The sequence below is a fragment of the Terriglobia bacterium genome (assembly GCA_020072565.1).
GTDB lineage: Bacteria > Acidobacteriota > UBA6911 > UBA6911 > UBA6911 > JAFNAG01.
Genome location: JAIQGI010000001.1, coordinates 171,336 through 197,680, shown reverse-complemented (window position 1 = coordinate 197,680; position 26,345 = coordinate 171,336). Strand labels below are relative to the sequence as shown.

26 protein-coding genes are annotated in these 26,345 nt (G+C 60.6%); 8 read left to right on the top strand and 18 right to left on the bottom strand.

From position 1 onward, the window contains the following. Positions 1–206 precede the first annotated feature (206 nt). Positions 207–1,142, top strand: coding sequence for a branched-chain amino acid transaminase (locus LAP85_00890; protein ID MBZ5494931.1), 936 nt, complete (start codon positions 207–209; stop codon positions 1,140–1,142). A gap of 205 nt (positions 1,143–1,347) precedes the next feature. On the opposite strand, the gene malQ is transcribed toward LAP85_00890, so the two are convergent. Next, entirely contained in the window at positions 1,348–2,835 is a 1,488-nt protein-coding gene (malQ, locus tag LAP85_00885) for a 4-alpha-glucanotransferase (protein ID MBZ5494930.1), read from the bottom strand. Between the two features lie 261 nt (positions 2,836–3,096). Between malQ and LAP85_00880 the strand changes: the two genes are divergently transcribed. Continuing rightward, a complete protein-coding gene (locus tag LAP85_00880; GenBank protein MBZ5494929.1) occupies positions 3,097–3,975 on the top strand; it encodes an alpha/beta hydrolase in 879 nt (292 codons plus the stop codon). A gap of 155 nt (positions 3,976–4,130) precedes the next feature. On the opposite strand, the gene LAP85_00875 is transcribed toward LAP85_00880, so the two are convergent. Continuing rightward, positions 4,131–4,868 (bottom strand): HEAT repeat domain-containing protein, encoded by a 738-nt coding sequence (locus LAP85_00875; protein MBZ5494928.1) that lies wholly within the window; start codon positions 4,866–4,868, stop codon positions 4,131–4,133. Positions 4,869–5,042: 174 nt separating this feature from the next. Between LAP85_00875 and LAP85_00870 the strand changes: the two genes are divergently transcribed. Next, positions 5,043–5,315, top strand: coding sequence for a hypothetical protein (locus LAP85_00870; GenBank protein ID MBZ5494927.1), 273 nt, complete (start codon positions 5,043–5,045; stop codon positions 5,313–5,315). A 58-nt stretch (positions 5,316–5,373) separates the two neighbouring features. Next, complete coding sequence (locus tag LAP85_00865) at positions 5,374–6,516, top strand: ATP-dependent 6-phosphofructokinase (protein ID MBZ5494926.1); 1,143 nt, start codon at positions 5,374–5,376, stop codon at positions 6,514–6,516. A 297-nt stretch (positions 6,517–6,813) separates the two neighbouring features. On the opposite strand, the gene hemE is transcribed toward LAP85_00865, so the two are convergent. The 9 genes from hemE to LAP85_00820 form a co-directional block, all read right to left on the bottom strand. Continuing rightward, positions 6,814–7,848 carry a uroporphyrinogen decarboxylase gene (gene hemE, locus LAP85_00860; GenBank protein MBZ5494925.1) on the bottom strand — a complete coding sequence of 345 codons (1,035 nt, stop codon included), beginning with the start codon at positions 7,846–7,848 and terminating at the stop codon, positions 6,814–6,816. A 31-nt stretch (positions 7,849–7,879) separates the two neighbouring features. Further along, on the bottom strand, positions 7,880–8,092 hold the full coding sequence (locus LAP85_00855) for a hypothetical protein (GenBank protein MBZ5494924.1): 213 nt from the start codon (positions 8,090–8,092) through the stop codon (positions 7,880–7,882). Between the two features lie 114 nt (positions 8,093–8,206). After that, positions 8,207–8,983 carry a type III pantothenate kinase gene (locus LAP85_00850; GenBank protein MBZ5494923.1) on the bottom strand — a complete coding sequence of 259 codons (777 nt, stop codon included), beginning with the start codon at positions 8,981–8,983 and terminating at the stop codon, positions 8,207–8,209. Continuing rightward, complete coding sequence (gene panC / locus LAP85_00845; protein ID MBZ5494922.1) at positions 8,967–9,827, bottom strand: pantoate--beta-alanine ligase; 861 nt, start codon at positions 9,825–9,827, stop codon at positions 8,967–8,969. Before panC ends, LAP85_00850 begins: the two co-directional genes overlap by 17 nt. A 199-nt stretch (positions 9,828–10,026) precedes the next feature. Further along, a complete protein-coding gene (locus LAP85_00840) occupies positions 10,027–10,902 on the bottom strand; it encodes a ketopantoate reductase family protein (protein MBZ5494921.1) in 876 nt (291 codons plus the stop codon). Between the two features lie 28 nt (positions 10,903–10,930). Continuing rightward, positions 10,931–11,827 (bottom strand): 3-methyl-2-oxobutanoate hydroxymethyltransferase, encoded by an 897-nt coding sequence (gene panB, locus LAP85_00835; GenBank protein ID MBZ5494920.1) that lies wholly within the window; start codon positions 11,825–11,827, stop codon positions 10,931–10,933. Positions 11,828–12,008: 181 nt separating this feature from the next. Next, positions 12,009–12,563: a hypothetical protein gene (locus LAP85_00830; GenBank protein ID MBZ5494919.1), complete on the bottom strand. Its 555-nt coding sequence runs from the start codon at positions 12,561–12,563 to the stop codon at positions 12,009–12,011. Positions 12,564–12,571: 8 nt separating this feature from the next. Further along, positions 12,572–13,624: a type III polyketide synthase gene (locus tag LAP85_00825; GenBank protein MBZ5494918.1), complete on the bottom strand. Its 1,053-nt coding sequence runs from the start codon at positions 13,622–13,624 to the stop codon at positions 12,572–12,574. 215 nt (positions 13,625–13,839) lie between these two features. Next, positions 13,840–14,796 carry a hypothetical protein gene (locus LAP85_00820; protein ID MBZ5494917.1) on the bottom strand — a complete coding sequence of 319 codons (957 nt, stop codon included), beginning with the start codon at positions 14,794–14,796 and terminating at the stop codon, positions 13,840–13,842. Between the two features lie 518 nt (positions 14,797–15,314). On the opposite strand from LAP85_00820, the gene LAP85_00815 reads away from it, so the two are divergent. The 4 genes from LAP85_00815 (at position 15,315) to LAP85_00800 (ending at position 18,851) form a co-directional block, all read left to right on the top strand. Continuing rightward, entirely contained in the window at positions 15,315–16,310 is a 996-nt protein-coding gene (locus LAP85_00815; protein ID MBZ5494916.1) for a LysR family transcriptional regulator, read from the top strand. Positions 16,311–16,448: 138 nt separating this feature from the next. Continuing rightward, positions 16,449–16,859, top strand: a complete 411-nt coding sequence (locus tag LAP85_00810) for a hypothetical protein (protein ID MBZ5494915.1) — start codon at positions 16,449–16,451, stop codon at positions 16,857–16,859. 516 nt (positions 16,860–17,375) lie between these two features. Next, complete coding sequence (locus tag LAP85_00805; GenBank protein ID MBZ5494914.1) at positions 17,376–17,984, top strand: redoxin domain-containing protein; 609 nt, start codon at positions 17,376–17,378, stop codon at positions 17,982–17,984. Between the two features lie 69 nt (positions 17,985–18,053). Further along, a complete protein-coding gene (locus LAP85_00800; protein ID MBZ5494913.1) occupies positions 18,054–18,851 on the top strand; it encodes a YdcF family protein in 798 nt (265 codons plus the stop codon). Between the two features lie 303 nt (positions 18,852–19,154). Here LAP85_00800 and thiC read toward each other — a convergent pair whose 3' ends face one another. The 7 genes from thiC to LAP85_00765 all read right to left on the bottom strand — a co-directional run bounded on the left by thiC (position 19,155) and on the right by LAP85_00765 (position 26,342). Beyond that, positions 19,155–20,921 carry a phosphomethylpyrimidine synthase ThiC gene (gene thiC, locus LAP85_00795; GenBank protein ID MBZ5494912.1) on the bottom strand — a complete coding sequence of 589 codons (1,767 nt, stop codon included), beginning with the start codon at positions 20,919–20,921 and terminating at the stop codon, positions 19,155–19,157. A gap of 188 nt (positions 20,922–21,109) precedes the next feature. Further along, positions 21,110–22,063 carry a hypothetical protein gene (locus tag LAP85_00790; GenBank protein ID MBZ5494911.1) on the bottom strand — a complete coding sequence of 318 codons (954 nt, stop codon included), beginning with the start codon at positions 22,061–22,063 and terminating at the stop codon, positions 21,110–21,112. Next, a complete protein-coding gene (locus LAP85_00785; GenBank protein MBZ5494910.1) occupies positions 22,060–22,689 on the bottom strand; it encodes an alpha/beta hydrolase in 630 nt (209 codons plus the stop codon). Before LAP85_00785 ends, LAP85_00790 begins: the two co-directional genes overlap by 4 nt. A 131-nt stretch (positions 22,690–22,820) precedes the next feature. Next, positions 22,821–23,558: an ATP-binding cassette domain-containing protein gene (locus LAP85_00780; protein ID MBZ5494909.1), complete on the bottom strand. Its 738-nt coding sequence runs from the start codon at positions 23,556–23,558 to the stop codon at positions 22,821–22,823. 23 nt (positions 23,559–23,581) lie between these two features. Beyond that, a complete protein-coding gene (cbiQ, locus tag LAP85_00775; GenBank protein MBZ5494908.1) occupies positions 23,582–24,295 on the bottom strand; it encodes a cobalt ECF transporter T component CbiQ in 714 nt (237 codons plus the stop codon). After that, positions 24,292–25,194 carry an energy-coupling factor ABC transporter permease gene (locus LAP85_00770; GenBank protein ID MBZ5494907.1) on the bottom strand — a complete coding sequence of 301 codons (903 nt, stop codon included), beginning with the start codon at positions 25,192–25,194 and terminating at the stop codon, positions 24,292–24,294. Before LAP85_00770 ends, cbiQ begins: the two co-directional genes overlap by 4 nt. A gap of 119 nt (positions 25,195–25,313) precedes the next feature. After that, entirely contained in the window at positions 25,314–26,342 is a 1,029-nt protein-coding gene (locus tag LAP85_00765) for an LLM class F420-dependent oxidoreductase (GenBank protein MBZ5494906.1), read from the bottom strand. Positions 26,343–26,345: the final 3 nt, after the last annotated feature.

Below are 26,345 nucleotides of genomic sequence, written 5' to 3'. Positions count from 1 at the left end.
GAGTTGAGCCCCGATCCCAATTTTATGCCCAGAACCCTACATCTTGCCACCGCTTTCCACCGGACAAACGCAGCGATGAATCGCGGACACTTCTCAGTTGCGGTTGCGCCGAGCGGTCCAAGTTATGATAGAGTTGGAGCTGGTCACTGCATAGAGGCCGGACTGTTTTTTGTTTTATGATTACCGAGGAGGATTGAATCGTGGTTCTGCCCAAATTCGCATTTTTCAAAGGTCGCATTGTCCCTTATAGCGAGGCAAAGGTCGGCATCCTGACCCACACTTTCAACTATGGCACCGGCATCTTCGGCGGAATTCGCGGATACTGGAACGATGATGCCAGGCAGCTGTATGTTTTCCGCCCGCTCGACCATTTCAACCGCTTCCTGGAATCGGCGAAGCTTCTGTTCATGCAGCTCCCGTACTCGAAGGAAGAGCTTGTCCAGGCCGTGATGGACCTTCTCCGCGCCGAAGATTATCGCACCGACTGCTACATCCGGCCTCTGGCTTATTTCACCGACGAAGTCATCGGAGTGCGCCTTTTTGATCTCACCGCTGACGTCGGGATTGCTTCGATTCCGTTCGGCTCCTACCTGGCCAACGAAGAGGGACTGCACATCGGAACCTCTTCATGGGTGCGCATAGATGACAATATGATCCCCGCGCGCGGCAAGATCGCCGGCGCTTACGTCAATTCGTCCCTGTCCAAGACAGAAGCGCACCACAACGGCTTTGATGAGGCCCTGGTGCTGAACCAGAACGGCCATGTCGCGGAAGCCTCCGCCGCGAACTTCTTCATGATCCGCCGCGGGATCGCCTGCACACCGCCGGTGACCGACAACATCCTGGAAGGCATCATGCGCCGCACTGTGATGCAGCTGTTGCGTGACGAGTTCGGCATCGAGGTGGTGGAACGTACCATCGACCGGACCGAGGTCTATCTCGCCGAGGAGGCCTTCTTTTGCGGCACCGGCGTGCAGCTTGCGGCTATCGCCAAGGTGGATCATCACCCGATCGGCACGGGGAAGATGGGGCCGATCACCCAGACGCTGCGACGTCTCTATTTCGATGTGGTGCGCGGGCGCGTTGCCAAATATGCAGAGTGGTGCGCCCCCGTCTATCAGCAGAAAGCTGCCGCAAGATAAGAGTTGCGCTGCGCTTGCCGAAAACGCGGCGTTTCTGGGGACGCCGCGGTGCGGGCCCGGGGAAGCAAGGTTGTGCATTCTGCATTTTTTGAGACAGTTTCTTCCACGGGTGTTGCAGCCCCAGGCTGCACGGCGCGGCACAGGGGCGACCCAAAAATCTCATCGCAGAGGATTAAGAGGTTTTCTTCTGCACTACCAGCGGAGTTCACTGCGTGAGGCGTCCATAGGTTTGGCCGAGTTGCCGCAGCCTGGAGCTCAGTTCCGGCTTCAACTGATGCGGTAGAAACCGCCAGCGCCAGTTGTTCTCCGCGCGTGACGGCAGATTCATGCGTGCCTCCGAGCCCAGCCCGAGAACGTCCTGAAGCGGGAAAACAGCGGTATCCGCCACGGAGCCCACGGCGGCGCGGATGAAATCCCAATGGATTTCGACTCCATCGCTGTGGAGATAAAGCAGAGCGGACTCCCGCTCCGCGCGCAACTGTTCCTCCGTCTGTATGATCTCGCCTTCACTGGTTCCTCTGAACCAGCCCACCGTGGTGTCGTTGTCGTGGGTGCCCGTGTACACGATGCAGTTGCGGACATAGTTATAGGGTTTGAACGGGTTTGAAGGCGAATCATCGGCAAACGCGAACTGCAGCACCCGCATTCCCGGAAATCCCCAGCGGTCGCGCAGGGCGAGTACTTCGGACGTGATCATGCCCAGATCTTCCGCGATGAAAGGAAGCCGCCCGAAAACCCGCGAGAGCGCCTCAAAGAACCGGTCTCCCGGCCCTTCCACCCAGCGCCCGTGGATCGCGGTCATCGATCCGGCAGGGATCTCATAGTACTTTTCAAATCCACGGAAATGATCGATCCGAATCAGGTCAACCTGCTCCAGCATGCACCGGACACGGTCGATCCACCATTGATAGCCTGCCCGCTCCATCGCATCCCACCGATACAGCGGATTTCCCCAGAGCTGGCCGGTGGCACTGAAGTAATCGGGCGGTACTCCGGCGATCATCCGGGGGTTGCCGTGCTCGTCGAGGTCGAACAGACCGGGATTTCCCCAGACGTCCGCGCTGTCGTGCGCGACAAAGATGGGCAGGTCCCCGAGAATCCGGATGCCCCGCTCATGGCAGTATCCTTTGAGAGCATGCCACTGACGGAAGAACTCAAACTGGATATACTTGTGCAGGAGCACCCGCGCCGGATCCGGATTCCGATTGCGGTCCCATTCCGTCCAGAGGGAGCCTCCGTTTTCATCCCTCAGGGCTGCGAACCGCGCAAACTGATCCAGCCAGAACCCTTTCTCCATGCAGAACTGCTCGAACTCGCGCAGGTGTGGACCCGGACCGCCGGCGAAAAATGCGCGCGACGCTTGCTCGAGGAGCCGCCACTTAAAGGCGGCGACCGCAACAAAGTCGACCGATTCAGCCGGAAATAGCGGAGCTCCTTCGAGGTCTGCGCGTGAGAGCAAGCCTTCGCGGGCAAGCGAATCGAGGCTGATCAGCAGCGGATTGCCCGCCATGCTCGAGCAGGCCTTGTACGGGGAGTTGGCTTCGGCGGGCGGGCCAAGCGGCAGAACCTGCCAAAGGCCCTGCCCGCCGTCCGACAGAAAGTCGGCAAACCGGAAAGCCCATTCACCAAGGTCGCCTATGCCATGTGCGCCGGGAAGTGAGGTAGGATGTAGCAATATGCCGCTAACGCGCATCAGGCCTCGGAGTTCGGGTTTGAAGCAAAAGCGCACGACTCAAAGAAGACAAAGCGCCCGATCTTTTCGCATCTTTGAGTTCCGACATCCTGGAGCTAAAAGCTGTGAGTCCCCTGGATCTCGATATGCGACGATTTTTTCATGATCTTTCAAGATACAGAATTCCATTCCTTTGCGCTAGAGCCAACGAAGGTCAACAGCTAATATTTGATTCGGGTTCAGTTTTGCGTTGAATGATGCGTCAGTAGCTGAGGAGGGAACATGCGCAGGAGAATCGGTTGGATGAAGGTCGCGGCGGTGATTCTGTTGCTGGCGTCGAGCCTCGCAGGCGCCGACAAGATGTGGAAGGATGCTTCTGTGCAGGTCGGCGACATCAAAACCCACTACCTGGAGGGCGGGACTGGCGACCGCCACCTGATTTTCATCCCGGATCTGGCGATGGCCGCGGAGGTCTGGAAGGAACAAATTCCATATTTCGCCGCCCGCGGGTTTCATGTGTTTGCCATCGATCCGCGCAGCCAGGGCTCCACCACCAGGACCGAAACGGGCAACACCTACGAGCAGCAGGCGGCCGATCTGCACGCCTTTCTGGAAAAGATGAAGCTCGAACACTGCACTCTGATCGGCTGGGCGGCCGGCGCAGTGGCTCTGCTGGAGTACGTTTCCAGCCCGGAAACGCTCAAGCCCGATGCCCTGGTTTTTGTCGACGAGGTGCCGCTCACTTTCAACAATCCGGACTATCCCGTCGGCTTGACCGTGCAGCAGATCAGAGCACGGGCACTCGCGATGGAAGACGACCGGGCCAAGGCAACCGAGGCATTTGTGAACGGCCTGTTCAAATCGAAGCAGAACGGGCAGGTTTACAAGGATCTGAGCGACGGCAGCATGAAGACTCCGACCGGCACGGCGATCGCGCTGCTGTTTGACCTGATTACCGGTGATCGCAGGCCGGCTCTCACAAGTATTGTCGTGCCCACTCTCATCGTCGTTCCCGAAGACAGGCAGTTGTTCGGCGCCTACATGCAGTCGAAGATAGCGGGTTCGCACCTCAGCGTGATCCCGGATGTCGGCCGCGCGCTGTTTCTGGAGAAACCTCAAGCCTTCAACCAGGCCCTCGAGGACTTCCTCGGGAAGCAGTGAATTCGCGGGTCCTCAAAAGCAGCCGCGAATGGTGCGGCGCGGCTTAGCTGCGGCCAGGAAATCTCGACGCAGAGTGCGCTGAGAGCGCAGGACAATTGAGATACTTGCTCCCCGGGCAAGTATCTGATCGTCAGCAGCACAAAAGGACCTTCGTTTTAAATGGAGCGGCGCTTCACGGTCCCCTTGGCGGTCAGATAGAACGGCTCCTGGATTACCTCCTCTACCCTCTTGCGGTAGCCCTTTACCGCCCATTCGCGGTCGCAGAACAACTCAAAGATCCGCCCCCGCACTCTGGGGCGGGCCTCGGCGTTGAGGAGTGTCTCGATGAGCCGTTCGCGCACCTCATCATCGCCGCTGCGCGTCAGATAATACGCCGATGCAATGCAGACATCATCGTCCTCGTCGTCGAGAAACCGGAGGAGGGTTTCCCGCACCTGGGGGAGGGCTTCGTCAGGAAGATGCTCGATCAGCACGACCTTCGCTTCCGGCCAGCGTGTGTAGGTGTTCTCGAGACGCTCCAGTGTATCTTTCAATGCGTCGATAAATTCCTCAGGCGTCAGGATCTCGCGCAGCGCCCGCACCGGCCAGGTCGCTTCCGCTTCGATGCGCAGAAAGTCAAGAATGGGATCCACTGCGGCGCGACCCATCCCGGCCAGCAGCCGGACGGTATACTGTTTTTCCTCCAGGTCCATGGTTTCCTGCGGAACCTGCATGGTGAAACGCCGCAGGAGTGCGGCGGCCGCCTCCGGCGTTTTCCAGGCTGCAAGCCGCTCCATGGCCGCGACACGCGTCGCCGGATCCCCGTGAGTTTGCGTGGCGTGCTTCAGCGCCCGGCTGATCTGACGGTCCGAGGGTTCTGCGCTGTCTGAGAACAGCCTGCGGATGAAGTCCATAACCAACAGATTCTACAACAAGAATCACTTAGCAGGACGATGATTCCAACATATACTTCAAAACAGTGGGCAGTGAACAGTGCGCGGCGGGCGGATTCAGCGACAAACTGCCTGCGGCCCGCTGCCGCCTGCAATTAAGGTATCATTGACCTTGATCTGAAATGGGACGGGCTAATGGAAGAGCATGAATTTTTCAACGAAAAAGATGAGGCGGTACCGGCCGAGATCTATTGTCCGAAATGCCGCGAGTCTCTCGAGTATCCCATCCGATGGCGGCGCCGCACAAAAAAGGCGACGCTGCCGCCTCGCGCGGATGAACGGGATCGAGCGCGTTTCGCCAAAGCTCGAAACTATCGTGTCCGCCTCGATGATAAAGTGCGCTGCAAAAACCCGCGTTGCGGCAAGATGATCGAAATCACCACGCTGCAGACCGTGGTTTTCGACTGATCCGGCCGGCAGAGCGCGCGAGATCTGCCGCCTGACCTAAGGCCGAAAGGAGGCTCCAATGAAAACGAGGCGGGTCGGAATTCTGACCGGCGGTGGAGACTGCCCGGGATTGAACGCTGCCATCAAGTGGATCGTTTATGGAGCCATCTGCCACAGCGCGCATGACCGGAAAAATCCCATCGAGGTTCTCGCCCTCAAGGAAGGGTGGGCAGGAATCCTGGCGCTCGATCCCAAGAGGGGGATCAAGGACGCACGCTATGTCCAGATGCTGACCCCGCCGGTGGTGCGCAAGATCGACCGCGACGGCGGCACGGCGATCGGCACCTCGCGTACCAATCCCTTCAGCATGAGCGACAAGAAGGGCAAAAAACACGACAAGAGTGCGACCGTCGTGCGCAACATGGAGATTCTCGGACTCGACGCGCTCATCGTGATCGGAGGGGAAGATACCCTTGGGGTTGCCAACAAGCTCTACGAGCGCTACGGCGTGCCGGTTGTGGGGATTCCCAAAACCATCGATCTGGACCTTCCCGGAACCGAGTACTCGCTCGGATTCGACAGCGCGGTGAACAACATCAAGGTGCTCGTCGACCGTGCCCGCACAGTCGCGGGTTCACACCGCAAGACGGCGGTCATCGAGGTCATGGGGCGCCATTCTGGCTTGCTCGCCCTGGCTGGAGGAATCGTCAGCAGCGCCCATTTCATTCTTATTCCGGAATATTCGTTTGAACTCTCCAAGCTGATAGCCTTGATCAACGAACGCACCCGGTCCAGGTCGCGGTACACGCTGGTCGTGGTCGCCGAAGGAGCCAAGGAGAGAGGCGGCCGCATTGTGGCGCAGCGGCGGGAGACCGACGCCTTTGGCCATGTTCACCTGGGAGGGATCGGAGAGATTCTTGCCGACCAGATCACGGCGCGCACCGGGCTGGAAACCATCGCCGAGAAACTGGGGTATCTGCAACGCGGAGGCGACCCTTCCGCGTTCGATGCCAAAATGGGCTACTATTTCGGAATAACTGCGGTGGACATGTTCGTGCGCAAGGATTACGGCAAGATGGTTTCCGTCCAGCATGGCACCATCACGCCCGCGCCGTTATCCATCCTGAACCAGCCCGTGCGCGTAGTGAATGTCGATCTGATGTACGACAAAGGTCGGCTCAACGCGCGCCGGGACACCGCGCTGAATTGGGTCGTGAACTGAACCTCCAACCACGGAAACGGGGTGCGCGCGTTCCGTACCGCTGACCATCAGATCCCTGCTTCGAAAATAGAGGCAGAACGCCAAAAACCTCGGAATCGGGATCGCTATCGCAGTGGCAATCGGTCTTCACAGTCTGAAAAGGCCGATTGCGACCGCGACTGCGATAGCGATCCCGATCCCGACGTTCACCAACCGGATAACATGAGCTTTTCAAGCGTCGTAGAGTGCGCCCCGGCACATGAGAGACTGCTTTGAGATTCTTGGGGTGACGCTATGCCGCGTCGTGTGTTTCGTGGTTCAGTTCGGCAGCGCGTACTCGTGGACAAAATCGACGAGGGCTTGCACGGAATCCTCCGGCGTGGGAGGAAGGACGCCGTGGCCCAGATTGAAGATGTGTCCGGGACGGCCTCCGACGCGGCCGAGGATCTCCCCGGACCGCTCCAGCAGCACTCCCCGGGGAGCCATAAGTGTGACAGGGTCGAGATTTCCCTGGATTCCGACCCCTGGGCCGACGCGCGCCCAGGCATCGTCAATATGAGTACGCCAGTCTACGCCGATCACATCCCCCCCGGCCGCGCGCATGAGAGGCAGCAAGTCTGCGGTGCCGGTCCCGAAATGAATGCTGAGGACCCGGGCGTCTTTGAGCGCCTGGAAAACCCCCTTCATGTAAGGCAGCACGTAATCGCGGTAGTCGGCCGGGCTCAGGCAGCCAGCCCAGGAGTCGAAAAGCTGGACCGCCTGGGCGCCGGCACGCGCCTGCGCCAGCAGCAGGGAAGTGACGACCCGGGCCAGTTTCTCCATGAGCTGACGCCAGAGTTCAGGATTTTCGTACATCATCCCCTTGGTGCGCAGAAAGCTCCTTGCCGCGCCCTCGATGGCATAGCTGGCAAGCGTAAAGGGGGCCCCGGCAAATCCTATCAATGGGATCCTGCCGTCGATTTCAGCTCGAACCAGGCGAATGGCCCGCAAAAGGTATCCGAGATCTTCCTCGGGATCAGGAGTTTGAAGCGCGGACACATCAGAGGCGGTCTGTACCGGATTGTGAATTCTGGGTCCTTCCTTCTCCGCAAATTCGAGCCTGATACCCATCCCCTCCAGGGGGAGGAGGATGTCGGCGAAAATAATGGCGGCATCGAGCTCAAAAATCGTGATCGGCTGAAGCGTTACAGCGGCGGCGATTTCCGGCGTCTTAAACATCTCGAGCAGCGTGTACCGCTCCCGCAGCTTGCGATAGACGGCCATAAAGCGCCCCGCCTGGCGCATAAGCCACACCGGAGTGCAGTCGGCTGCTTCAAGACGGCAGGCTTTCAGAAATCTATCACTTCGACTCATCCTCGTCGCTTCCCGACATGATCCTGCGTGGCTAAGCCTTTTGCACAGAGCTTTCCAACTCGAGCTTTCTCCTCTTGAAATCGGCTTCCGCTTCTTCCAGGACAAAGAAGTATCTGCCGAGTATGAAATAGGCTTCGGCATCCGGCGGGAGGACCTTCAGGTGAGTGGCGTAGGTCCTCTCCTTGACCTGGCGCAGCACAATCTGGCTGGGATATCGGCCCTCTGCCGTGTGTATCTCACTCATGCTCAAAACCTCAGGCGCATCCATTCTTCTCCCCCGTCTCGATTCGAGGTCATCAAATTACCACCAATCCGGCCAACCGCCAAGCCGCCGGGAAAAATCGGCGACCGGATTCCGTCACGCAGGTTCTTTGGTGTTGAGGTCGTGGATGATCTTGAGCCCGTCGAGGGTCAGCCAGGGTGCCACCACCCCGATTGCCTTGGTTTCCCTGGCGATAAGTTCGACCAGCCAGCCCGTGCCGATGACCTTCATCTTCGAACCCAACTCAACAGCGAAGCGTGCCACCATCCCCTCTACCAACCCGACATACCCGAACAGCAGGCCCGATTGGATCGAATGAACCGTGTTGCGGCCTATGGCGGAGGGGGGACGACGCAGGTCCACTTTGGGAAGCTTCGCCGCACTCTGGAACAACGCCTCGGCGGCAATGCCGATGCCGGGCGCGATAGCCCCGCCGATATAATCTCCTCCGGCGGAAACGGCATCGAAGGTGGTAGCAGTGCCGAAATCGACGATGCAGGCGGGCCCGCCGTAAAGCTTGTGCACGGCCGCCGCGTCCACCACCCGATCCGCGCCCACTTGCCGGGGATCTTCAACCCGCACGGCCACGCCGGTCTTCATCCCTATGTCTACCACGAGCGGTGTGCGCCCAAGATAGGCTTCGCAGGCCTGCACGAGCGTGCCCGTGAGCGGCGGCACCACGGAAGCCATGGCGATTGCCCTGACATCCGCCGGTGCGATGCCCGCATGCTGGAATAGATGGATCAACATGATGCCGTACTCGTCCGGCATGCGCGCATGGTCCGTGGCAAGGCGCCAGCGCGGCCCCGGCCGATCGTTGTCATACAGGCCCAATGCGATGTTGGTGTTGCCGACATCAATGGCGAGCAGCATATGCACCTTCCGGAAATAGGAGCAAGTTGTCGATGAGCCTCGTTCTGCCGATGCGCACGGCGAGCGAGCACAGAATCCCGGCTTCGACCTGATCGAGTTCGGCCAGGGTCGCCGGATCCGCCGCAGAAACATAGTCCACCCGAGCCAGGGGCTCCGCATCGAGGACTGCCTTCATGGCCGCGCGCAAGGGACCGGCGTTGCGCTCACCGCTCTCGTATGCAGCGCGGGCGGCCGAGAGCGCGCGGTGAAGCACAGGCGCCGCCCGCCGTTCGTCCGGGCTGAGATAGACATTACGGCTGCTGAGCGCGAGCCCGTCCGGCTCGCGTACCGTCGGGCAGACCACGATCTCGATCGGGAAGCCCAAATCTTCAACCATGCGCTTGATAACCACGACCTGCTGCGCATCCTTCTGGCCGAAATAGGCCTTGTCGGGAGCAAAGATATTGAACAGCTTGGCCACCACCGTGGCGACGCCGCGAAAATGCCCGGGGCGCCGGCCGCCTTCAAGGCCTTTGGACACCTCCTCGACCGTGACCCAGGTTTGGAAGGCCGGCGGATAAACGGTCTCCGGGGCCGGCGTCCAGACCAGATCCACTCCCAGCGGCTCCAGAAGCTTGAGATCACGATCAAGATCACGAGGGTACAGGTTCAAGTCCTCGTTCGCGCCGAACTGCGCCGGGTTGACAAAGACACTCACACCCACGTGATCGCACTCGGACCTGGCCCTGCGCACCAGCGAAAGGTGGCCTTCATGAAGCGCGCCCATCGTGGGAATCAATCCGAAAGTGCCGGGTCGCGCGGCGCGCGCTCTTCTCAGATCGTGAATCTCGATGATGGTCTGCACTGTCCTGCACCTCCGATCACCAAACCGCGCCAAAGCCCAGCCGGGGAGAAGCCAGTGCTGCACAGCCGCATCCGAATAACCTCAACGCCGAAGTCGCAGAAGTCGCGGAGACCGCTGGGCATTGAGGAACGCCGGATATGAAATTCTTGTTCTTGGTGTCATTCGTGGCTGCTCTGATCTTTCCAATACCTGCCATGCATCACCGGGTGACTGAAGCGCGCACCAGTCGGAACAGGACTTCGTTAACCGGGGTCGGCACGCCGAGCCGCTTGCCCCAGCCGGCGACCGCACCGTGGATCGCCTCACATTCTGTGGGCGCGCCCCGAAGCACATCTTGCAGCATCGAGGAGCGGTTCGTCGCCGTCAGGCGCGCCACCTCGCGCACTTTTTCGGCCGGATCGGCAAAAGGCAAGTCTACGCCCTTGGCACCTGCCACATCCGCACATTCGAGGGCTGCGCGCTCCATCAGGTATGCCGCATCCGGCCGCTGCAGCAGCTCGCCGTTCGGGACGCGCAAGAGCGCCGTCAGCGCATTGATACCGCAGTTGACTACGAGCTTGCCCCAGAGCAGGCCATCGATCTGATCCGGCGCGCCCCGCTCCGCTTCCATTCCGGCCCGCCGGAAAAGCTGCACGATCCATTCCGGGCCGGCGATCCAGGTGGATCCCATTCCCCCCGGCTGCACCCGGCCCGGCCCGAGCAAGGTTGCCCCCGAGTAGGTCACTCCCAGACACGCGCGCGGACCGAGCGCCTCCAGATTTCCCAGGCCGTTCTGGAGCGTAAGTGCGACACCTTCCGGCTTCAACAGCCTCTCGAGGTGCAGAGCAACTTCTTCCGTTTGCCAGGCCTTGACGAGGATGAGAGCCAGGTCCGCGGGTTCAATGGCAGCACTCCATGGGATTGCGGTCAAAGACGCCGTCGTGCGCTTCCCGTCTTCCTCGACCACGATCCCCGAATCCCGGATCGCTGCGACCGCCTCGATCCACGAGCCTGTCAGCACAACCTGTGCAACCGGCGCCAGGCGGGCTCCGAACAGGCAGGCCATCGCGCCGGTGCCGACAATGGTCAGTTGGATCCTGGCTTCGGACGCGGACACGCCGGCCTCAGATCGCCAGCCGCCATTTGCGGGGCTTCATGCGCAGGTCGCGCAGCAGGGCTTCAAATTCCTCGTCGCTCATGTGGTAGGCATGCTCAGCAGCGGGAAAACGGTGCGCAGTCACGTCCTCGATGTAAGCGAGGAACGCCTGCTCCATGACGGCGCGCAGGTCCGCGTACTTCCTGGCGAACTTGGGCGTGAAACGGTCGAAGGACCCGAGCAGGTCGTTGCTGACCAGCACCTGGCCGTCGCACGAGGCGCCCGCGCCGATGCCGATGGCCGGAATGCGCAACCGTTGCGAGATTACCTCCGCCAGCCGGTCAGGGATCGCCTCCAGGATTATCGCATAGCAGCCGGCATTCTCGAGGACATGGGCCTCTTCCACGAGACGGCGGGCCGCCGCGGCGGACCTTCCCTGCACCTTCCATCCGCCGAGCTTGTGGATGCTTTGGGGTGTCAAGCCGAGGTGCCCCATCACCGGAATACCCGCAGCTACAATCGCTTCGATTGCGGCGGCCGTTTCGCGGCCGCCTTCCAGCTTGACGGCGTCCATCCCGGCTTCCTGCAGAAAACGCCCGGCATTCCGGACCGCATCCGCGGTCGATACCTGGTAGGACATGAAGGGCATGTCGCCGATCAGATGAGCGAAGCGAGCGCCGCGCGCGACCGCCTTGCAGTGATGGAGCATATCCTCCATGGTCACCGACAGGGTGTTCTCGTAGCCCAGCACCACCATGCCCAGCGAGTCGCCTACCAGGATCGAATCGACGCCCGCGCGGTCGAGAACCAGCGCAGTCGGATAATCATAGGCGGTAAGCATCGTGATCGGCTCGCCGCGTTTCTTCTTGGCGGCAAGGCTGAGCGTGGTGACCTTCTGCCGGTCAGGACTTGGGAATGTCGGCATGGCTATCTTCTCCGTCGAGTAAGATGCCTCTTCTCTGCCTGTTGAGAGGAAGTGGCGTTGAAAATCACCGTCTCGGTAACAAAGGCATCCGAGCGGTATCCTGATTATACGGAGGAATCCCCCCGCGCTGCAACTCGATCCTGTCACCCCCCTCAGTCGCCTCTATCAGAATGCCCGAGTCTCAGGGCTTACGCGTCCTGGCAGGGAAAAACCGCGGCAGGTACCGCAATGGTGCGCCACTTGCCTGTTCCAGGGCGCGCTCCTCTTCGGGAATCCGCTGCGCAAGAACAAGGGCATTGGCCAGTGAAAACACGGCCGCAGTGAAGTAAGCGCCGCACAATACCGGAATCGTGAGCATTTCGGTGATCACGGCCACGTAGTTCGGGTGCCGGATGAAGCGGTACGGACCTTCCGCCACAGGCTGCATCCCCGGGACTGCGATGACCCTGGTGTTCCAATACCGGCCCAGAGTCCGGATCGCCCACAAGCGCAAGAGCTGTGCCGAGAGCAGCAGACCCAGCCACAACGGCCAGGCGGAATTCCAGCCGCGCGACCGATAGTGCCATTCGAGCGCCAGGGAAATGTAGAAAAGAGTGTGAACCGCCACGATCACAGGATAGCCGCGCCTTCCCCATTCTTTGCCGCCGCGGGCCACGATCCAACGCAGGTTCCGCTCTGCAAGCACCAGCTCCAGGATGCGCTGCAGGATAAGAAGGGAGAGCAATGCGGTGAACACAGACGGCATCACCCCTGGATCAGAATCATCTCCGAGCTGAAGCCCGGCCCCAAGGCAGTCACGAGCCCGTACTCGCCCGGGTGAATCGCACCGGCCTGAAGGAAGTCTTCGAGCACGAACAGGACCGTCGGAGAGGACATGTTCCCATAGCGGCTGAGAACGTCACGCGCGCGCTTCATCCGTCCGTTCTCCAGGCCCAGGATCTGCTCGTAGGCCTCGATCACCTTGGCGCCGCCGGGATGCGCGACGATGTGGCGCAACTCATGGACTGCAATCCCGCGCGTTGCAAGGAAAGCCGTGATGGCCGGAAGAACGAGGCTGCGCACGATCGCGGGGATGTCGCGCGAGAAAAGCACCTTCAGTCCCTGATCGTTCACATCCCAACCCATCACGTCGAGCGAGTCGTACCAGAGCGTGCTCCTGCTGGAGAGGATGCGCGGTCCCACGCCCGCGGTCTCGGACCCGGACACCAGCACGGCAGCAGCGCCGTCGGCGAACAATGAAGTAGCCACGAGGTTGCTTTTGCTCAGGTCGTTGCGTTGGAAGGTGAGGCCGCACAGTTCCAGGGCGAGCACCAGCGCTCGCTCGCGGGGGAATGCCTGCGTATATTCGTAGGCTCGCGACAGACCGGCCACGCCGCCGGCACAGCCAAGCCCCCAGATGGGTGTGCGCCGGATGTCGGGGCGCAACCGCAGAATGTTGATCAGGCGGGCATCCATGCTGGGCGTCGCCAGACCGGTCGTGGAAACAAAAAACAGGTGGTCAATGTCCTCCGGTCCCAGCCCCGCGCGCTCGAGGCACGTCGAGATCGCGGCATTTCCGACCTCCAGCGCAGTCTCGATGTAGAGCCGGTTTTTCTCGGCGAGGGAATGCTCCGATTCGAACCACTCCAGCGGAGCCGAAAAATAGCGATTCCCGATCAGGGCATTGTCGAAAACGGGCAGGAGCCGGTCGATGTCGGCGAATGCGTCCCGGAAGAGCGCGCGACACAGGCGCTGCGCCACATCCTGCCCCACCCGGTGTCCGGGAACCGCAGTCCCCACTGAGGTGATTACGCTCATGCCGGCCGTCCGCCCATCCAATCCAAGGTTGAGCTGAAAGGATACTCCGGAAGCCAGAGATTCTGCACCCAAAAACTGAACGCAGCCAAGCGCGGCGCACCGCAAGCATTTGCGGGATTCAGATGCATCCGTCTGGGGCGCAGGCCAATGCGTGAAAACGACCGGATTGAATCTATCATCCGCAACTGGCGCAGGATTTCGGCGCCGCGCCGGGCCTAACGGACTCTCTTAGCGTCGCTTTCGAAATCGGACACGGCCTGCTGAAGCGCCTTCAGCGAATCGATCAGGCCGGGTTCACGCAGATCGATCAGGGTCACCGTGTGTGCCTGGGGATAGATGAAGTGCATTATGCGCTGCGCCAGATCTTGCGCCTGCCCGGAAAGCAGGAGGGCATCTTCGTAAGGGGTGGCTGCGTTCGCGCGCTCCGTCCGCGGAGGTTTGGCGTCAGGGGGCCTGCCTGTTCCGCGGGGAAGCGCATGGCTGAGATTCTCCGCGAGCCTGCCGGCGCACTTCCCAGCCTCCCGGGCATGATCGAGGCAGACCGCACGCGCGCGATTTCGGATGTCCGGCATCAGATCCGCACCATAGCCGGCAGCGGCCAGCGAGGGAAGATCGCCGGTCAGCCGCTCCATTTTACTCACCCATTCCAGGATTTGATCGCCGAAGATCTTCAGGCGGCGTTTCAGCTCCGGATCCTGGGCCTCCTGGAGGAGATCGCCCGAGGCGTCGTCGATGCTGCCCAAACGGCTGAAAAAAGGATCCCGCATATAGGCCCGCAATTCGGCATTGGTCCAGAAACTTGGCGGAGGGTCATCGTCCTCAGGGGCATAGGGCTTCTTCTCCCGATCGGAGCGTGTCGTGTAGAGATCGATCCGGTAGGATTTCCGCAGCGGTTCTACGAGAGCCGTGAGTTGCTGGTAGTCTCTCTCGTCTTTGACCCGGCACCACATTTCCAGGCCTTTGGCCTGGAAGACGAATACGGTGTCGACGCCCAGGCACAAATCGGCTTCGTGGAAGCGCATCCAGACACTGCGCAACGCCGCCGGCACATCACGCAGAGGGACTCCTTTGAGGCCGTCCATTCCGACATCGGCAGATCCTGACTGGGCCACAGATCCACCCGCAAATGCGACTATCAGAAGTGCGAGAGCTGCTGCGAGGCGCCGATCCATCGCCTGTTCCCTTGACAGTCATAGAGTAAGCGTCCCGCGTGCCGTTTGTACAGGCCAATCCTCGACCGTGAGCGAAAGGGGGCGGCATTGCAGCACGCGGTCGCGCTGGTTCAGGCCAGACGAATTCGCGCAAGCCCGTACGCGCAGGATGGGATAAAATCCGGGCCCACTGGTCCTGACTCTCAGGAGAGGCAATAAAGGGGCAAAAAAGAGGGCGCCCCCGCCGGGGCGCCCTGATGCGGGGAGGTCCGTTCCTCCCAGATAAACGTGACCTTCCCGTTTCAAATTCTCGAGACCCGGCTTTCCAGCACGGGTCTCATAAGGCCTCTCGGTATAAAAGTATGAAGATGAGGCCCAAAGTCTTTCCGCCGGAGCGAAGCGCAACTACCTGCGTAAAACCTTGAATTATGATCAGCAAAAACTATAGGATCCTTGCGGGAATAAGTGAAATGAATAAGAATTATATTTGGAATTAGTGAATCTAATGGGAGGTTCGAGCCCCGGACCGGATCAGGGCCATGGAAACCTCCCGCATGGGCCACCGCCGGGGCCGCAAGATCAATCTGCTGCAACTCTGCGGCACCGGCTCCACGGTGAGATCTGGCGTCGGCGCGCATATGCAAGTGGAGACCCTCAAGGTTTATTGTGATCTGGTCGAGAGCGGCAGCTTCTCGCAGTCTGCGGCACGGAACTTCATAACGCAGTCGGCAGTTAGCCAGCAGATCCGGATGCTCGAATCCCGGTTCAACACGCCTCTGCTGGTGCGGCAGGGAAGAACTGCGTACCCGACCGAAGCCGGACGCATTCTCTATGAAGGCGCGCGCGAAATTCTGGACCAATTCGATCGCGTGGACCTGCAGCTGAGGTCGTTGGGGGAAGAGATGACCGGGACGGTGCGGATCGCCACGATTTACAGCGTCGGTCTCTACGAGATGTCCCTGGTGATCAAGACATTTCTCAAGACCTACCCCAAAGTGAACCTTCATGTGGAATACAGCCGTGCCAATCGCGTCTACGAGGAGTGCCAGAAGGGTGGAGCCGATATCGGCATCGTCACGTATCCCAAGCCGCGGCAGGGCATTGAGGTGATACCGCTGCCGGCCGACAAGCTGATCCTGATCTGCTCACCCCAGCATCCCTTCGCCCGCCGGCGGCAGATCGACCTGCGCAAGCTCAACGGCCAGAAGTTCGTTGCGTTCGAACGCGACATTCCGAGCCGGCGCGCCCTGGATCAGATCTTTCGCGCTCATGACGTCGAGGTCAGGGTGGTCATGGAACTGGACAACATCGAGACCATCAAACGCAGTGTGGAAATCGGCATCGGCGTTTCGATCGTACCCTTGTTCAGCGTCCAGCGGGAGGTCCAGGCCGGGACGCTGGCGCAGGTTTCTTTCGCGCGCCAGACCTTCCTGCGCCCGCTCGGCGTCATCGTCAAACGCAACCGGACATTGTCACCGGCCGCCCGGAAACTGATCGAACTCTTGCGGCGCCCGCAGTCGGAGTCGCGATCATGAGCAGGCAAAAATGGATCTCCCACCTTGCCGGCGTTCATTCAGCCTTTTGGACATGAGGACAGAAAAAGCGGATTCTTCCCGATGAAACATTTGTGCGTCTGGAGCATCTAACAGTCAGAATCGCCTGGGAGGCTAACTATGAAAAAACTACTACTGGTTGCCTGTCTATCCCTGGTCGCGCTCGCTTGGGCCCCTCCACCGGCTCAGGCAGGCGGGAGGTTTTTCGTGAGCTTCGGCTTTGGCTTCGGGGGAGGCTATCATCGCTTTTACCGCCCCTGGTACCCCTACGCATATCCGGCATATGCGTACCCTTACTATCCGTATGCCTACTATCCGTACTACGGACCGTACTACGGGGCTTTGCGCACCTATGTTTACGCGCCTCCAGTGAGATATTACGTCGCGCCGTTTTACACCCCTTATCGGGCATACACAATCAGGGTGCCGCGCCGGGTGCAAGCCCCGGTGCAACGTGATCTCCGGCGGCCGGGCAGCGGTGGGCCGCAGAGAGCATACGGTCAGTACGTGCCCCGGCGCTATGGCAGGTAATCCTGAAACACCAGCTCGAGCCTCAGCAGCTCAGCGCAGAGGTCAGCCTCGTATCTCATGAATGGCGCCTTCGTGGCATTGGTGGCTGCTTTCCGTTTTGTGGGAATAATCTTAGCAGCAGCGCGCAGAAAAATCGTGAGGATTCCCGGGGTGAGCTGCACGGATTCCGCGCTCCCTGTTTCGTCTTGACAACCGCGGAGCAACTATTCTATAAACGCCGCGGTGCCGGATCTGGTCCAGTTCATGATGCGCTCGATCGCTACACTCCCACGTTCAAATTCAGGGCCGGCACCTGCCCATTAGATTCATGATTTATTCACTCTCCATGAACGCGATGGAGGGCCCCGGACGAAAAAGCCCGTAGCGATGCTGCGGGCTTTTTTTAATGCCCGCCCCGCGCTCCTCCAACCGGAAACCGTTGAATCTTGGAGCGCAATAGCACTATCTTGATGGCGAAGGTTTTGGCGTGCGGGAGCGTGGCCAAAGCACTGCAGGCATCTCGTCAAGGAGGATAAAGTGCTCGAACCTCAGATTCGCCTTCGCCGGTCGCCTGCCGCTTGCGCGTTCCTGAATCTCCTGCTGACAATGGCTGCGGCTGCGCAGAGTTCACCTTTGACGGGTGGGCAGATCGGCGCGAAGGTTGCCGACTTTCGTCTGACGGATAACAATGGCAAGAGCCATACCCTGGAAGACTACACCGGTAAGATTTTGGTTCTCGAGTTCTGGTCCTTCAAATGCCCGGTCTCCCTGGCCTATGACGAACGCGTGGCGGCGTTGCAGTCCAAGTACGGCGGCCGCGGAGTATCTGTGCTCGCTGTGGCGTCGAACAAGAACGAATCATCCGCCGAGGTCAAGCGCAACGCAGAAAACCTGAAGCTGGCGTTCCCGGTTCTGCTGGATCAGGATGGCATGCTCGCCGAGAAGCTGGGTGCTACTCACACGCCGAGTGTGTTCATACTGGATGGCACGGGAACACTCCGTTATCGTGGCGCGATCGACAACAACAAGCGCGCCACCGAGCGCGGGCGGATCGCCTATGTCGAAGCTGCGCTCGATGCGTTACTGGCGGGCCAGCCCGTTCCTCAGGCCGATACACAAGTTTTCGGATGCAGCATCAAGCGTTAGACCGGCGCGGGGAACGCCGGGTTCGTCATGGCCGGCATGTCTCGCATCCCGCGTAAAGGATGACCTGATATGACTCTTGTGAAACGTCTGCTCGAGACCTGCTTTTCTCCGGTCGGAATCATGATCATCTGCTTTGCGATTGGTTTGCTGGCAGGGTCTCGGCGTCACTGGCGCGTGTGGCGCCGCCTGATTCCGGCAGGAGCGGGACTCTGCATGATCTGGCTGCTCACCCCGCTCGCCGAGGTGCTGGTGGCCCACCTGGAGCGTCCTTTTCCGGCAATGTTGCATCCCTATGCTTCGGCAGGCGTCCGGACAGTCGTGGTGCTGTCGGGATATGGAGAGGATTATCCCTTTGTCCCTGTAACCAGCAGGCTCTCAGGTGAGACGATCTCCCGGATGGTCGAGGGTATCCGGCTTTATCGCGAACTGCCCGGTGCAAAGCTGGTCTTCTCGGGGGGAGTCGTGCACAAGCAGGACAAACCTGTGGCAAGCCTCATGGGGGATTTCAGCAAAACTCTGGGTGTTCCGGACACGGATATCGTCCTCGAAAGCCGCTCGCAAACCACCTATGAAAACTTCGTGGAATTGAAGAAAATAATTGGAACGACGCCGTTCATTCTCGTCACCTCCGCCTGCGATCTGCGGCGGGCAACGGCCGTGGCGCGCAGATTGGGGATGAGACCGCTCGCCGCGCCTGCCGCCATCTGGGCCGCGCAGCATTACCCGGCCGGAATGTCATGGCCGGCATGGGCAGGCAGACTCGCGGAGGGTCTGGTCCAGCCATCGACCGATCGGCTGGTTTACCTCCAGCGGGCATATCACGAATACCTCGGCTACATCTGGTATTGGATGCTCGGGCGGGTGTGAGAGCAACGGGCGGCGAAGCAATTAGCAGGGGGACGCCTCACAGAGCCAACTGCCTACTGCCCGGTGCCTTTGTCAGGTCGAGACTCGACCTTGCATGAGTTCTTGGACATTCAGGTGGCGACGCCAAAGCGGGGAAGCACCCAACGCGTCAGGACGATCCACGCCCCCAGAACGATGAGCAGCCAGACTAAATCAGACATTACGGTTCTCTCCTCGAACAAAATGGGGACGCGGCAATTTTCCCCTCCTCATGGGGTCATTTGAGCAGAGGCACCGGAAAATCGGACTGTTCCTTTTCCGCACTCAGACCCGCTGATAGATCTCACTCCCCCGCTTTCGGAACTCCCGCTTCATCTCGTCCATACCCGCCTCGAGAGCCTGCTCTTCGGTCAGCCCCATGCGCTGCGCGTAATCGCGCACATCCTGGGTGATTTTCATCGCGCAGAAGTGCGGGCCGCACATGCTGCAAAAGTGGGCCACCTTGGCTCCCGCTTCCGGCAAGGTCTCGTCGTGAAATTCCAGCGCGGTCTCGGGATCGAGAGCGAGGTTGAACTGGTCCTGCCAGCGGAATTCGAAGCGCGCCTTGGACATGGCATCGTCCTGCATTCGCGACCCCGGATGCCCCTTCGCAAGATCCGCCGCGTGCGCCGCGATCTTGTATGCAATGACTCCATCCCGGACATCCTTCTTATTCGGCAGGCCCAGATGCTCCTTGGGAGTGACATAGCAAAGCATCGCGGTGCCAAACCAGCCGATCATCGCAGCGCCGATGGCGCTGGTGATGTGGTCGTATCCCGGGGCAATATCCGTGACCAGGGGACCCAGAGTGTAGAAGGGCGCCTCATGGCACACCTCCATCTGCCGGTCGACGTTTTCCTTGATCAAATGCATCGGGATGTGCCCGGGCCCTTCGATCATGACCTGGCAGTCTTGAGCCCATGCCTTCAAGGTCAGCTCGCCGAGGGCGTCGAGTTCGGCGAACTGAGCTTCATCGTTGGCGTCAGCGATCGATCCCGGCCGCAACCCGTCGCCGAGCGAGAAGGCGACATCGTATGCCTTCATGATCTCGCAGATTTCATCGAATCTCGTGTAGAGGAAACTCTCGCGGTGATGCGCCAGGCACCACTTCGCCATGATGGAGCCGCCGCGGCTCACGATGCCGGTCAGACGCTTAGCCGTGAGCGGAATATAGCGCAAGAGTACGCCCGCATGGATCGTGAAGTAATCAACCCCCTGCTCGGCCTGTTCTACGAGCGTGTCGCGGAAAACCTCCCAGGTCAGCTCCTCCGCTTTGCCCCCCACCTTTTCCAGCGCCTGGTAGATAGGCACGGTGCCGATGGGAACGGGGGAATTGCGGATGATCCATTCGCGGGTCTCGTGAATGTTCTTCCCGGTCGAGAGGTCCATGACGGTGTCCGCCCCCCAGCGGATCGACCAGGTCATTTTCTCGACCTCTTCTTCAATGGAGGAAGTTACAGCGGAGTTGCCGATGTTGGCGTTGATCTTTACCAGGAAATTGCGCCCAATCGCCATCGGCTCGCTCTCGGGGTGATTGATATTGGCGGGAATGATCGCGCGCCCGCGCGCCACCTCGCTGCGAACGAACTCCGGATCCAGCGTTTCGCGCAAAGCAACGAACTCCATTTCCGGCGTGATGACCCCCTTGCGCGCAAAATGCATCTGCGTCACATTAGCGCGGCCGCGCAATACTTCCCGGCGGCGTGGCAGCGGCGTGTCGGGATCGCTGTGACCGGGCACAGGGCGATAGCTCGGCGCCTGTACGCTGTATTCCCCGCGCGCCAGAATCCAGGGCTTGCGCAGCTCGGGCAGCCCCTGCCTTAGATCGATGACCACATCCGGGTCAGTGTAAGGCCCGGAGGTGTCATAGACGCGCACAGGCGGATTGTTTTCTTCCCGGCCTCCGATGCTGCTCGTCACTCCCAGAGAGATCTGTCGCATCGGCACGCGGATTCCGCCCTGTCCTTCGAGGTAGACTTTCCTCGAACCCGGCAAGGGATTGGTGTTGGCGACACGAGCTCCCGGCTCGGCGTTGCGGATAACCTGACGCATAACACAACCTCCGATTGCGCTTACTAAGCCTAACCCGACATTGTCCCAAAATCATCGTAGGGCCACAAGAATTAAAGCCGACCTCCGACTTCCGACGGCCAAAATGGGAAGTTGGACTGCCATGCGCCGGCCTCCGCGCGCAGACCTCCAGAACTTGGAGATTGCCGGGTCGGAGGCCCCATGTCGGGCTATTTCCTGGAGAGGTCGTCGAAGAGTTGGCCGGCGAAAGCTTCGAGGTTGCCGTATCCGCCAAAAACGTCGAGGGGCAGAGATTTCACGAAATCTTCGCGACTGCGGCCGGCCGATATCGCCCTGGTGGCGTCCGCGCGCAGCCTCTGGGCAGTTGCCAGCAGGCTTTTCATCTGCTGCAGATTGGCCGGTGCGCCGTGGCCTGGAATGACGGCAACCGCTTCTCCCAGCGTCTTTTCCGGCTCCGGTACGGCAGTGGGTTCCTGCTTGGGCTGCGGCATGGCTGATTTCAGAAGCGGCACGGATTCTATCACCTGCTTCAGACCATCGATCCAGCCTGGAGCGCTTCCTTCCCCCGAACCGTTGTCGATCACGGGAAAGCCGGAGGGAGTGAAAAAGTTCCCCACCGCGAGAACCTTCTCGGAAGGGAGGAAGACGATGACATCACCACTGGTGCGCGCTTTGGGCTTGACCGCCAGAATCCGGATCTCGATCGCTGCCGGGAAAAGATGCAGTTGCCGGCCGAACAGGAATCTTGGACTGGGGCGTGCTGGGGATGGCGAGGGGGGCTGGAGCGGATCCGATGCGGGAGCCGTCTCCGCAAGCCGGTCGAGCTCTTTGCTCCCGATGATCATCGCGCCCTGCTTCGCCAACATGGCCAGGCCTCCGGCGCCGGTCTGCTGGTAGTCCGTGTTCACAACCCAACGCACGGCTCTGCCGGTCACGGCCTTCAATGCACTGAGCATCACCTGTATCTCCGCCTCCGGCGGCGGATCGATGAGCAGCACGCCTTCCGCAGTGACCACGGCCCCCGTGTTGGCGGCTCCCGTCTTGGATTCCAGGTAATAAAAATGCGCGCTCACCTTTTGGAAACCGGCGGCTGCGCCCGAAGCCGGGTTGGCGGCCAGCCATAAGATCGAACATGCAAACGTCCCGAGTGCCGCTCTCTTCATGGGTGACTTCCTTCGAACTGTGCGCGCAGAAACTCCCTGGTCAGGGACTGCGCTTCAGCCACCTGGTGAGTGAAGAAGTGGTCCGCGCCCTCAACCCAGCTTACCGTGGAGGCTGGCGGCAGCCGGCGCGCGAAAGACTCCATTTTGTCGCGTGGACAGAATTCGTCGCGCGTCCCGATGATATAGCGCGAGGGCTTGGCATTGTCGATCAGGAACTCGAAATCATAAGTACTCAAAGGTAGTCCCAGCCCCACCAGCGCACGTATGCGCGGATCATGACAGCCGACCTGCAGGCCTACCCAGGCGCCGAAGGAAAATCCGGCCACCGCCAGGGGTATGCCGGGATAGCGCTGATGCATCCAGTCCAGGAGCGCGGCGACATCCTTCCTTTCGCCGGTCCCTCTATCGTAATCTCCGGTGCTGGCGCCGACTCCGCGGAAATTGAAGCGGAGGGCTGCCAGGCCGACTTCCACAGCTGCTTTGGCCGCACGATAAATGACCCGGTTGTTCATCGTGCCTCCGTAAAGCGGATGCGGATGGCACAGAAGCACCGCCGCCTTGGGAGGCATCTCCTCAGGAGCCCACAGCACAGCCTCCAGCTCGACCCCCCCAGCCGGAATTATCATCCGCCCCCTTATCTCGGAACATCATCGCAGAGATTGCAGGAAAAGATCTTCCCCCTGAATTATGCGTACCGCCGTCGTTCTCTGCTCCCTCTGCACCCTCTGCCTTGCCATTTTGAGATTCCGGGAATCGGCTATTGGCGCCCTCTCAAGGAGAGCGGAACCTCCAGCCCATGCTTTTCCATCAGCTCCTGGTCGGCGAGCAACCGGCGTGTTTCCCCATCGGCCCGGATCTTGCCGTGGTCCATCACGACCGTGCGCGAACAGAGCGCCAAAACCATTTCGAGATCATGCGTGCCGAGAACCAGGGTTGCCGGCAATGAGGCGATCAGTTGGATAAGGTGTCGCCGATTGCCCGGATCCAGATTGCTTGTGGGCTCGTCCAGCGCCAGTATTGCCGGCTCCATGGCGAGCACCGTAGCCAGAGCGACGCGTTTGCGCTCGCCGTGGCTGAGGTGGTGCGCCGAGCGGTTCGCGTACGAGTAATCCAGCATCACATCCCTGAGAGCTTCCTCGACTCTCTGCGTGATCTCCTGCGCGGGCACTGCCAGGTTGAGCGGGCCGAAGGCGACGTCCTCGAACACGGTCGGACAAAAGAGCTGGTCGTTGGGATCCTGAAACACCAGACCCACCTGTTTCCGGATGAACTTGAGATCCCCATCGGCGACGGATTGCCCCAGGATGCGAACCGTGCCGGTGCCGCGCAGAATCCCGTTCAGGTGGAGCAGGAGCGTGGATTTGCCCGCGCCGCTCTGACCGACGAGCGCCACTCTCTCACCCGTGCGGATATCGAGGTCAATGGCCTCCAGCGCCCGGGTCCCATCGGGATATGCATAATTGAGCCGTGTCAATCGAATCGCATAGTCGGTCATATCAGATCCGGGGCGCTGCCCCCTCACAGGTAAATCGTCGCGGCAACAAAGAGCGCCACGACGGAGATAAACGCCAGATCCCGCCAGGAAAATCTCCTCGGCGCCGAAACCGGGAACTCGCCGGAAAAGCCGCGCGAGAGCATGGCCTGGTACATGTGGTCGGCGCGCTCAAACGACCGCACCATCAGGGTTCCGAGCATCGATCCGAGCGTGCGCAGCTCCATGAGCGCGCCGACCTTTCCTATGCGCCTGCAATCGCGCGCCTGCTGCATTCGCATCACCTCGTCGGAAAGCACGAAAAGGTAGCGGTAGAGGAAACTGAGATTCGCTACCAGGATCTTCGGGCAGCCCAGCTTGCGCAAGCCGCGCAGCATTTCAATGAAACGCGTCGTGTTGGTCAACAGAATGAGAATCAGCAGGCACAAGATCGAGCGGAGCAAAAGCGCCAGAAACCAGGCCCATCCCGCGCTTCCCCGCCAGGGAGCGGCGAGGCCCGCAAGCAGGACGAAGGGAAGAATCGCGACCGTACGTGCCACGACGTACTGCATCGGAATCTGCGAGATACCCGCGAGAATCGCCATCAGAAAGAAGAAGAGGAAGAACTCTCCCGTGCTTGCGGCGGGGATCAACAGCGCCGCTACCACGAGCGCAGAAAATCCGATAACTTTCGTGCGCGCATCGAGAAGGTGCAGCGGCGAATCGAGATTGGCATAGCGATCGACGAAACTGTGTTTCACGATTGGCCTCTTCGCAGCCGGATCCTGCGGGCTACCAGATAGACCGCTCCACAAACTGCCAGAAGCGCGAGGTACAGCAATACCCCGAAAACGTTGTAACGATTGGATGACAGCAGGCTTTCCTGCTGTTCGGCGAGCTTCGAGGATCCGGAGAGCAGTGCCTGCAAGGGGTCAGGAAGGCTCGAACTGCCTGCCAGCACCAGCATCGCCAGTGGAATCGCCACCAGCACCAGTCCCCCGAGCCAATCCGTGAACCCGAACCGGGGGCGGAAGTCCCGCTGGAGCAGATCAGGCCGCACGCGGGCCAGAAACGAGAGTACTCCGGCGGTCAGGGCTGCTTCCACCACGCCGATGACCGCATGATATCCGGCCATCGTCGGCAAGCCTATCCTCAGGGGCACGGCGCCCGAAAGCCCGAGTTCGAGCGCGCAGGCGGCCGATGAGAGCACCAGGGAGAACCATGCCGCGACAAAGCCCGCGAGGAACAGGCGCTTTCCCGCACCCTCCGGTGCGCCGAACAGACGGAAGACCGCATACCCGCTGAACACCGTAACGGCACCGATGTTGAAAATGTTGGCTCCCAGCGCCACCAGCCCGCCATCCTGAAGAAAAAGAGCCTGGGCCGTGATCACCGTGGCCATCGTCAAGAGCCCGGCCGCGGGTCCCAGCAGAATGCCGAGGAGCGCCCCCCCGACCAGGTGGCCCGAGGTGCCGCCAAAGACCGGAAAATTGAGCATTTGCCCAGCAAAAATGAAGGCAGAGAGCACGCCCATGATCGGGATCACGCGCGCGGAGGACTCCAGCTTCAGGCGCCGCGCCGCATAAAGAATGCTCGCGCCTGACAAGGCATCCAGAGACAATGCGATCCGGTTTGTAAGAAAGCCATCCGGTACGTGCATGGGAATGAATTGTAAACTATCGAACAGGTGTCAGGCCTTGAAAATTTCATCTTTCGGAATGTCTGCGATCCCGCCTCAGGCGGGATGGGAAAGGGGAGTTGGCCCAGCACTCACCAATGTCATAGCAGTTCGGCCATTGTGCGCACCGCCTGAATGTCGGAGGTGGCGCAGATCAGAGTGGTGACTCCGCAGGCACGATAAGCCTGGAGCCGCTCGGCAATCCTCTTGCGGGGCCCGCAAAGAGCCACTTCATCGACCAGAGCATCCGGGACCGCGGCCGTGGCGGCTTCGCGCCTCCCGTCAAGAAACGCGTCCTGGATCCTGTGAGCAGCCTCCTCGTAGCCGTAGCGGCAGGCGAGGTTGAAATAAAAGTTCCGGCCCTTCGCACCCATGCCTCCGATATATAGGGCGAGCGTCGGCTTTACGGCATCACGGCACGCGGCGACATCATCGCCTAAGCGAATTTCCACCATAGGCGCGATGTCGAATCCCTTCCGCCCCTTGAGTGCGCGCGCAAATCCTTCCTCGAGAGACGGGCGAAAAACAGAGATCCGCTCGGGCGCAAAGAAGATCGGCAGCCAGCCGTCTCCGATCTCCGCTGCCAGCGCCACGTTCTTAGGGCCGATGGCGGCAAGGTAAATCGGGATGTCCGGGCGAATCGGGCGGAACATCAGCCGCAGCGGCTTGCCCAGGGCGGTGCCTGCTTGAAAGGGAATGTCGTAATGCTCGCCGTGATGCTCCAGAGGTTGCTTGCGGGCGAGAATCGCGCGAATGATTTCGACATACTCCCGGGTCCGGCCCAGAGGCTTGCCGTACGGCACCCCGTGCCATCCCTCCACCACTTGCGGCCCGGAAACCCCAAGCCCCAAAAGCATCCTGCCGCCCGTGAGGAAATCGAGCGTTGCTGCTGTCATGGCAGCGCCGGCGGGAGTGCGCGCGGGTATCTGCATGACCGCAGTGCCGACTCGGATCCGTTCGGTCTTTGCCGCCAGCCAGGTCAGCGGTGTGATGCAGTCCGATCCCCAGGCTTCCGCGGTCCAGAGAGAGTGATAGCCGAGGCGGTCGGCTTCCTGAGCCAGCTGGAGATGAAGGACCGGCGGCAGGGCAAGAAATCCGAGGTGCAAACCGAGCCGCAGACTGGGACTCATTCC